Source organism: Listeria costaricensis (assembly GCF_900183385.1).
GTDB lineage: Bacteria > Bacillota > Bacilli > Lactobacillales > Listeriaceae > Listeria > Listeria costaricensis.
The window spans coordinates 1-8,196 of sequence record NZ_FXUT01000028.1; the positions used below are offsets into that span (position 1 = coordinate 1).

7 protein-coding genes are annotated in these 8,196 nt (G+C 47.9%); 4 read left to right on the forward strand and 3 right to left on the reverse strand.

Annotated features, from left to right (window positions below; all coding sequences use genetic code 11):
- The 4 genes from CS921_RS14760 to CS921_RS14775 form a co-directional block, all read left to right on the forward strand.
- The coding region (locus CS921_RS14760; RefSeq protein WP_240422386.1) for an FGGY-family carbohydrate kinase at positions 1–588 on the forward strand (588 nt) is incomplete at its 5' end.
- Positions 585–2,441 carry a PTS beta-glucoside transporter subunit IIBCA gene (locus tag CS921_RS14765; RefSeq protein ID WP_099225233.1) on the forward strand — a complete coding sequence of 619 codons (1,857 nt, stop codon included), beginning with the start codon at positions 585–587 and terminating at the stop codon, positions 2,439–2,441. The genes CS921_RS14760 and CS921_RS14765, both read left to right, overlap by 4 nt.
- 21 nt (positions 2,442–2,462) lie before the next feature.
- A complete protein-coding gene (locus tag CS921_RS14770) occupies positions 2,463–3,317 on the forward strand; it encodes an alpha/beta hydrolase (RefSeq protein ID WP_099225235.1) in 855 nt (284 codons plus the stop codon).
- 30 nt (positions 3,318–3,347) lie between these two features.
- Positions 3,348–4,616, forward strand: a complete 1,269-nt coding sequence (locus tag CS921_RS14775; protein WP_099225237.1) for a glycoside hydrolase family 140 protein — start codon at positions 3,348–3,350, stop codon at positions 4,614–4,616.
- A 45-nt stretch (positions 4,617–4,661) separates the two neighbouring features.
- Here CS921_RS14775 and CS921_RS14780 read toward each other — a convergent pair whose 3' ends face one another.
- The 3 genes from CS921_RS14780 to CS921_RS14790 all read right to left on the reverse strand — a co-directional run.
- Positions 4,662–6,041, reverse strand: coding sequence for an MFS transporter (locus tag CS921_RS14780; RefSeq protein ID WP_099225239.1), 1,380 nt, complete (start codon positions 6,039–6,041; stop codon positions 4,662–4,664).
- A 16-nt stretch (positions 6,042–6,057) separates the two neighbouring features.
- Positions 6,058–7,593 (reverse strand): DUF5060 domain-containing protein, encoded by a 1,536-nt coding sequence (locus tag CS921_RS14785; RefSeq protein ID WP_099225241.1) that lies wholly within the window; start codon positions 7,591–7,593, stop codon positions 6,058–6,060.
- Between the two features lie 30 nt (positions 7,594–7,623).
- Positions 7,624–8,196: FGGY-family carbohydrate kinase (locus CS921_RS14790; RefSeq protein WP_240422387.1), on the reverse strand; the 573-nt coding region annotated here is incomplete at its 5' end.

The window sequence follows — 8,196 nt, forward strand, 5'->3', positions numbered from 1 at the left end:
TACGCGCTGGAAGGCATCATCCGCTCGTGTGGCGACACGCTGGTTTTCCTTTCGGAGCAGCTCGGCTTGTTTGCGGATTATAATGAGGCTTGCAAGGTGGCATTTCAGTTGCCGGACAGTGGTGGCGTCGTGTTTGTGCCGGGGCAGCTGGGACTCGGGGCGCCGTTTTGGACGACGGATGTACAGGCGGAAATCCTCGGCCTGACGCGGGCGCACACCAAGTGGCCCATCATTCGAGCCGGTTTTGCGAGTATCGCATTTCAGATTAAGGCGGTCATCACGCAGATGGAGCGGCTGGCTGGGCGAAAGGTTAAGCGCTTGCAGGTGGATGGCGGGCTGACCAAGCTGCCTGAATTGATGCAGTTTCTGGCGGAGGTGCTACAGGCAGAGGTGGCCACTTGTGCCGAAGAGGAGCTGTCGGCGATTGGGGTGGTCAGGATGGCAGGCAAGACGAAAGTAAGTGGTGATGCTGCGCATGTTTATCAGCCTAATACAGATGGCAGTAGGGTTTTGAATGAATATGAAGAATGGGAAACACGTGTGAAAAACAGCATTTCAAAATTACGGAAGGCGAGGAAGAACAAATGAATAATTTGGATCTTGCAAAAGAGATTGTAAAACTTGTTGGCGGAAAAGAGAATATTCGCAGCGTCATTCATTGTGTAACACGACTCCGATTTAAATTGAAAGATGAGAAAATGGCTGAAACGGATAAAATCAAAGCGCTGAAAGGTGTCATGACGGTTGTGAAAAGCGGCGGGCAGTATCAAGTCGTGATTGGCGACCATGTGGGGCTTGTCTATGATGAAGTGGTCCAAGTTTTGGGGATAAATCCAGATGGCAATACTGATGATGACACGGAAACCGAACATAAAAATCTTTTTAATAAATTTGTCGAGCTGATTTCAGGGATCTTTATGCCGCTACTCGGTCTCATGGCCGGTTCCGGGGTGCTGAAAGGATTCCTTGTTGCAGCAGTTGCACTCGGCTTTCTTAGTGAAAAAGATGGCGTTTATGAGGTCCTTTATGCGGCAAGTGACGCCATGTTCTACTTTATGCCGATTATTTTAGGCTTTTCTGCCGGGAAAGTTTTCAAGACGAATCAATACATGTCAGCTGCCATTGGTGCGGCACTTGTCTATCCTACTTTTGTCGATATGTATAACAATGGGGCAAGTTTAACCTTCTTACATATCCCGGTTATTTTGATGAATTATACCATGTCTGTTATTCCTGTTATTTTAGCCGTTTATTTTATGAGCAAGGTGGAAAAAGGTCTTGTCAAAATTATTCCGAAAAGCTTGCAGCTGATCTTTGTGCCGCTTTTGTTGCTGGTGATTGTCGTTCCAGTGTCCCTTCTCGTTATCGGACCTATTTCCACTTACGCAAGTCAATTGCTGGCTGATGGCGCTTTAGGTCTTTACTCGCTTAGTCCGATGATTGCCGGTTTCCTTCTGGCAGGTATTTGGCAAATAGCCGTAATGTTCGGGCTGCACTGGGCATTCATTCCGATTTTCATTAATAATATTACAGTTTACGGGTTTGACCCTATCAATGCGATGCTGTTCTGTACAACTTTTGCGCAAACCGGGGCTGCAATGGCCGTAATGCTGAGAACAAGAGACAAAGAATTGCGTTCTCTTTCTGCAACAGCCACCCTTTCCGGTCTGTTCGGGATTACGGAGCCCGCGATTTACGGCGTCAATTTACCGTACAAAAAACCCTTCATCATGGCGTGTATCGCATCTGCATTTGGTGGGGCGATTGCCGGTATGGCCGGAGCAAAATACTATGCGTTTGGTTCAGGCGGTATCTTTGGTATTCCGCTCTTTATCAGCCCAACTGACGGCTTTGATTCCAGCTTCTGGGGCTTTATGATCTCTATCGGCGTCGCTTTTGCTCTCGCACTCGTTCTAACATTCTTCTTCGGCTTTAAGGATAAAAAGGTAGAGCCGGCCATCGAAACGGAAAAACAACCTGTTCTAGATGAAACGATTTACAGTCCCATTGAAGGCCAACTGATCGACTTGAAAGATGTCAAAGACGAAGTATTCTCTAGCGGCATGATGGGCTCTGGTGCGGCGATTCTTCCAACGAATGGCGAAATTCGCGCCCCATTTGACGGCACGGTTCTTAATGTTTTCAAAACCAAGCATGCCATCGGACTGATTTCCAAACAAGGCGTGGAACTCTTGATTCATGTCGGTCTCGATACGGTCAACTTAAATGGACAATTTTTCGATATCGCGGTTACAGAAACACAGGAAGTGAAACAGGGCGATGTGCTGGGCACCTTTGATTTAGCGGCGATTCAGGAAGCCGGCTATGATGTGACCACACCGATCATCGTGACAAATAGCGCCGCACTTTCTGATATTCAGCTTTTGAATGTCGGGAAAAATGTAGATCATCGTCAACCTATTTTGGAAGCAAAGGCTTGATTGGATAAGGAGGAAAGCAGAATGAAAAACGAACGCGTCGCCATTAATCAGACAGCCTATTTTGATACCTTCTTGCTGCATCAGTCACAGGAATACAATGTGGGCCAAACTCGGCCGCTCGTAATCGTTTGTCCGGGCGGTGGTTATGCTTTCACAAGTGACCGGGAAGCTGAACCGATTGCGCTCAAATTTAATAGTATCGGCTTCAACAGCTTGGTGCTGCAATACACGACGGGCGATCTAGTGAAAAACATTCCCCAAAATGCCCTGTACGAACTGGCATATGCGGTAAAATATGCGCGGGAACATGCGGCAGAATGGCTGGTGGACCCCAATAAGATTTTTGTTTGCGGCTTTTCAGCTGGCGGACATCTGGCGCTTCATATGGCTACCAAATGGGCGGATCCAAAGCTGGCAGAAAAACTGGGCACAACCAGCGAGATGCTGCAAGTCAATGCCGCGATTTTAGGCTATCCGCTAGTCTATCAGGAAAAATATCCCGAAGATGAGTTGGGATTTGGCAGTCAGCTGGTTCAAAACGCGCAAACGGCTAATGAGCGAATCTTTGGTTCAAAAAATCCGTCCGAACAGGCGGTCAATGATTTCAACCTGCTGCACCATGTCAGCCCTGATACCCCACCAACTTTCCTTTGGCATACGACAGAAGATGTGCTGGTAGACGTGGAGCATTCATTAAAGCTCGCCCTCGCGCTTAGAAAACAGAAGGTGCCGTTTGAAATGTATATTTTTGAAAAAGGCGAGCACGGTCTGGCGCTATGTGATCGGACGACAGCGCGGAAAGCAAGCCATCACAATGCCCATGTGATCAACTGGTTCACTTTATGCGCGGAATGGCTCGCTCCTTATGTAGATTGAGTTATAATAAACCTGAGAGGATGAGATTCGATGTTAAAACAAAGTACAGATCAGCGCCGGCTTGAAAAGGACGGAAAGCCGTTCTTCTATCTGGCGGATACCGTTTGGAGTGCTTTTACGAATATTACACTGGCAGACTGGGCGTATTATTTGCATGTTAGAAAGCAACAAGGATTCAATGTTTTGCAAATCAACATTCTACCGCAATGGGATCGCAGCGTGGCGGGCGAAGTGATGGAACCTTTTGGCATAAAGGATGGCTTCTTAAATCTTGCGGACAAAAATGAGGCGTATTTTGCCCATGCTGAAAAAATGCTGGCAATGGCTGTGGAAGAAGGCTTTACGCCGGCACTTGTCCTGCTTTGGTGCAACTATATTCCGGAAACCTGGGCGACAAAATTTGGGCATTCACCGGCGTTTCGCAAGGAAGATGTCAAAGCCTATACGGCCATGATGATGGAGCATTTCAATCAATTTGATCCGATTTATGTCATCAGTGGGGATACGGATTTTCCAACTGAAAATGTGACGGATTACTATCTGAATGCGCTCGATGTGGTGGCAGAAAAGGCGCCGGACGCTTTAAAAGTTTTGCATATCTGCGGTCGTTTGGGGGAAATTCCAGCGCGGCTTAAAAATCATCCGGCTTTGGATATCTATTTCTACCAGTCGGGGCACAATGTGGAGCATCAACAAACCGCCTACACCTTAGCCGAGCATTTCAGTCAGCTTGAGCCAACGAAACCGGTTATCAATTCTGAGCCGTGTTACGAAATGATGGGCGGTTACAGTCCGGAACGATATGGTCGGTTCAGTCGTGAGGACATTCGGCGAGCTGCTTGGCAAAGTGTCCTGTCGGGCGCTTCTGCGGGGATTACTTACGGGGCACATGGCATTTGGAGCTGGCACACCGTGGACAGTACGTTCGGCTCGACTATTGGGGAAGGCTTTACGCCGCCGTTTGATTGGCGTCAGGCGCTTCACTTTGAAGGGGCAAATGATTATGCGTTTTTGAAACAGTTTCTTCTGGAAAATCAGCTGACAGATTTGACGCCGGTGGACGTGCTCGCTAATCCGATTGCAGATATTCGTGCTTCTGAGTCGGGCGACAAGGTGCTTTTATATGTGCCGTCCAATCTGCCGGTCTACTTAAAAGGACAGTTTGCCTCTCCTAATGACTATGCGATTGATTTGGAAACTCGTAAGCAGGTAGCACTCTCCAAAACTTTCCAAGAAGGGAAAACGCGCGTCGCGATGACACCGTTCACCAAAGACGCCCTCTATATTTTCCATAAATAAAAATCGAGCGAGTCCGCATTCTCAGCGGAACTCGCTCGTTTACTTTTAATCAACGCGGATCTTTCGTACGTCATTCAGTTCGGCAACGATCTCTGGTTGTAATTTATCCAATTTGTAAACAAAAAGCAGGACAACAAGCAGAACGGTCATCACGATTGGAATCCAGATGTAGCTATTAATGATAGAATCGAGTGTTGCGGCGGATTGCGTGGCTAGTGTGCCGTCATAGTGCGCGAAGGCCAATATCCAGCCGACCATGGCGCTTGAAAGTCCGGCACCTACTTTCATGCCAAAACTGCTGGCACTGAAAACAAGTCCTTCTGAACGAATGCCATATTTCCATTCGCCGTAATCGATCGTATCGGTCAGCATCGGGTTCATCGAGGCTGTCAGCGGCACACTGGCAATCGACCGAAGCGCCACACTTGTATAGAGAATAGCTGGACTAGTTGGATCGATTAGGATCATCAAGCTGGCAGGAATGATTAGAAATACGCCGATCAGACTGGTATTTCTTTTGCCGAATCGCTTGATGACAGGGCCCATTAACGGCACACCGATGATCAGCGGAATCAAGCCGACATTCCCGATGACACCGACAAGATTACTGTCGCCAAGAACATATTTAGCCATGTAGGCATTGAGACCATTCGTAATCCCGGAGTTGATCCAAACGCACAGGCTCATCACGACCATGATCACCCAGTATTTATTATGAAAAAGGGCGTTCAGCTCCCGTTTCAAGCTGATTTTCGTGCCGTCTTTTACCACATTTGGTGTGACACGTTCTTTGGTAAATTTAAATGTGAACAGGTAGCCGAATGGGATCAGCACGCCGACAAGTCCGAAAGTTAGGAACCAGCCCATCGACTCATTTTCAAAGCTATTGATCAATGGCATGGCAAACAGGTTCAAAATAACAGCGCCCACATAAGCCGAAGTCATGCGGAAAATATTCAGCAGTGTTCTTTGGTAGCTATCCTGCGTGATTAGAGCGTTCAGCGCGCCATAGGGAATGTTGACGGCCGAATAAATCATATTAATGAGTAGATAGGTGACAAAAGCGTAGGTGATTTTTAGCGCATCACTCGCACTTGGCGAAAAGAATAGCAAAATGAGTACGAGGCCAAAGGGAATTCCGGCCCAAAGCAGCCACGGCCTTGTTTTCCCCCATCTTGTCTTGGTCCGATCGACGAGTGCCCCGACACTTAGGTCAAAAACAGCATCGATAAGCCGAACAATTAGCATGATCGTTCCGACAGCGGCAGCAGATATCCCGGCCACATCTGTATAGAAAATGACCAGATAGGTAGCCATGATCGTATAAACCATACTTGTCCAAAAATCTCCCATCCCGTAGGCAAATTTTTCGCGAACAGAGATTTTTTCATCCAAACTAGCGCGGTAATCCTTTACGTTTTCCATTCTCTTACCTCCAAATTTAATAAGTTGATTCTATTTCTGTGAATTGAAGTGCCAGATAAGGTTTAGCAGGTAAAGCGATTTTTGTTGCAGCATCCGCCACGATTTCAAGCGGCTGGGTGGTCATGTTCCACGTATCGATCAGGTTGACCGTGTAAGTTTTCTCTTCGGGTAAAATATCAAAAATTTTAAAACTAGCCTGACTATCAGCCCCCAAGTAAACCAGCACGGTACCATCTTCCGCAATACCGGCGGCTGTTTCCCAGTGCGAGCTTTCACTGCCGAGCGGTTCAAACTGCCAGTTATTTTCTTCCACCAGGCTTCGCAAAAAGGCGATCCGTTCGACACTTGCCCCTTTCAGCGTACCGCCATGTGCCCAGAAAATCGAACCGTCCTCATTCAGATAGGTTTCGCCGTGCGTGGCATAACCGCCGTGACAAATTGCCAACCAGAACTGGCTTGTCATCGCCTCAGCCGTCAAATTTCCCCAACCATGGTTTAAATTTCCTTCATAGCGACATTCATCAATCATAATTGGTTTCCGGTACTCCTTCAGCCAACCAGGCACAAAAAACATCGTGTCGTGCTGAATGCTCACATGGCTGACCCACGACTTATGATGGTCATACCAGTGCGTGTGGTCTGTAAAATGAAGCGGCGGATGATAGAAATTATGAATAGAGGCCAAGTGACCATAAGGATCTTCTTCTTTGACACATTTGAACAGCTCATCCCAGGCCGTGCGTTCTTTTTGCCCGACAAGCGCCATCAAATCATACTCATTGGCCAGCGCGAACCAGACATTGGGAAATGCAGCCACGCGGGCGAGTAGGTAACGTAAATAACGCAAATCCGCTTCCTCCCCCATCGAAGCAAAGCCCCAATGATCATAAGGATGGAACAGGATCAAATCAACTTGGATTCCCATTTCACCAAGTGCGACAATCTGCTGATCTAGTTGTTGAAAAAAATCCGGAACGAAACGCGTAAAATCGAAACCGTTTTCTTTCACCATCCAGTCCTTCCCATCAAAATGACCATCAGAAATATGTAACGGCTGTCCTTCAAAAGGATAGATCGCAGGTTCCGTTGTGTTATAATCATAGTATTTCGGAAACACGCACATACGGACTTTATTAAAAGGTGCCGCTGCAAAGCTTGCCAATGTTTTCTGCTGCATTTCAGGCGACTGATGATTCCACACATAAGCCGTCGTTCCAAATGGAAAATAAGGCGTGCCGTCCTGAAAAGCAAAATGCGTCTCTTTATCGACTTGCACCAAACCATGCTGATCGGGCGCTTGTGCTGCAACTTCAAAGAGTCGTTCGATATGGTCAAGTTCCGGGCAGCTACTGCGTGTTTCAAACCGCCACGAACCTTCTTCATCTGGTAAAAAGCGAATTTTATAGACGCCATTCCCATCATAAAACCCCCGCACGGTGACTTTACGATGTTTAAAATAAAAATCTGCCCATAGCTCCACGTCGACAAATGGATTTCCTGTATGCGGGCCTTCAAACGTCCACTCGATCATCTGCCATTTTTTTCCTGCCATCTTGCTGATCCCTCACTTTCAAGTTATCGATTAAAGTTGTTTTGTCTGTAAACTTTTTTCTACACATTGGTACCATTCTTCATAGTCGCTCAAAACCCTACTGCCATCTGTATTAGGCTGATAAACATGCGCAGCATCACCACTTATTTCCGCCTCGCCTGCCATCCTGACCACCCCAATCGCCGACAGCTCCTCTTCGGCACAAGTGGCCACCTCGGCCTGCAGCACCTCCGCCAGAAACTGCATCAATTCAGGCAGCTTGGTCAGCCCGCCATCCACCTGCAAGCGCTTAACCTTTCGCCCAGCGAGCCGCTCCATCTGCGTGATGACCGCCTTAATCTGAAACGCGATACTGGCAAAACCGGCTCGAATGATGGACCACTTGGTGTGCGCCCGCGTCAGGCCGAGGATTTCTGCCTGCACATCCGTCGTCCAAAACGGCGCCCCGAGTCCCAGCTGCCCCGGCACAAACACGACGCCACCACTGTCCGGCAACCGGAAAGCCACCTTACAAGCCTCGTTATAATCCGCAAACAAGCCGAGCTGCTCCGAAAGGAAAACCAGCGTGTCGCCACACGAGCGAATGATGCCTTCCAGCGCGTA